This window comes from Cytobacillus firmus NBRC 15306 (assembly GCF_001591465.1).
Lineage (GTDB): Bacteria > Bacillota > Bacilli > Bacillales > Cytobacillaceae > Cytobacillus > Cytobacillus firmus.
On sequence record NZ_BCUY01000220.1, the window covers coordinates 1 to 1,336 of the forward strand.

The following is a 1,336-nucleotide window of genomic DNA, read 5'->3' on the forward strand; positions in this document are numbered from 1 at the left end:
GATACTACGTCAAGAAAATAGACACAGATTTTTCTACCGCGCTTTCGCTTGGTGGCCTTCATAAAAAAGTTTAAATAAAGAGCGATTTAAACTTTTTTATGAAGGAAAATCACGCTGTCGAATTTCCATACAGTCGCTCAAATTCATTCGGTGTATAGTACCCCAAGGTTGAATGGATCCGCTTGGAATTGTAGAAAAACTCAATGTACCTAAATAGCGATTTCTTCGCGTCCTCTCTTGTCTTATACTTTGTTTGATACACTAGCTCACGTTTAAGAATACCGTGAAAGGATTCGATACAGGCGTTATCGTAACAGTTTCCTTTTCGGCTCATGCTGCCTATCATATTGTACTTAATTAATAGTTTCTGATATTCAGAGGAGGCATACTGAACACCGCGGTCTGAATGGTGTATAACACCTTTCCCAGGTTTCTGACGTTTATAAGCCATTTTTAAAGCAGAGGTAACCAATTCCTTTGTCATAGTTTTGTTCATAGCCCAACCTATTATCTTACGAGAATATAGGTCCATTACAGTTGCCAAATACAACCAGCCCTCATTGGTCGGAATATATGTGATATCCGCAACCCATAACTGGTTTGGTTTACTTGCTTTAAACTGTCGATCTAGGACATTTTCACTTACTGGATGTTGATGTTTAGAATTAGTTGTAGCCTTAAATTTTTTGACCGTACAGGACCTCCATTGATTCTTTGTCATAATACGTGAAACCGTACGCTCACTAACTTCCACACCACGTTTATTTAGCGTTTTAGCGATTTTGACACTGCCGTAACGCTGATTGAATTCTAGATGGGTCTGTAGAATCTCTTGTGATAATTTCTCATGTTGTTTCTGCCTGTCACTTTTCGGTCGCTTTAACCATTTGAAGTATCCACTTTTGGAAACCCCCAGAACGCTGCACATCTTCTCCACTCGGAATTGGGAGCGATTTTCATGAATGAATTCATATTTTACCGAGGGCTTTTCGCGAAGTAGTGCATAGCCTTTTTTAAGATTTCATTCTCCTCCTTGAGATCACGAATTTCCTTCTGTAAAGCTCTAAACTCAGCTTCTTCAGAAGAGAACGATTGGACAGCCTTAATCTCTGGTTGTTGGCCATATTTCTTCACCCAGCCATGTAAAGTATTCTCGTTCACATCCACCTCTCTAGCTACTTGAGCTACAGACTTTTGGTTTTCTCTGATGTACTTTACTGTTTCAATTTTAAATGCTTCATCGTACCGTTTGCCATTATTTCTTGCCATAAGACACACCTCGTTATAGTTGATATTTTTATTATATCAATCTGTGTCTACTTTTTAGTCTAGCATC

1 protein-coding gene is annotated in these 1,336 nt (G+C 38.8%); it reads right to left on the bottom strand.

Annotation, left to right across the window (positions count from 1 at the left end; all coding sequences use genetic code 11):
* Nucleotides 1-109: 109 nt before the first annotated feature.
* Nucleotides 110-1,269 (bottom strand): IS3 family transposase gene (locus BFI01S_RS21960; protein WP_268875355.1). Its coding sequence is split into 2 segments (ribosomal slippage): nt 110-1,005 and nt 1,005-1,269, totalling 1,161 coding nucleotides; the frame shifts between segments, so codons are not numbered across the junction.
* Nucleotides 1,270-1,336: the final 67 nt, after the last annotated feature.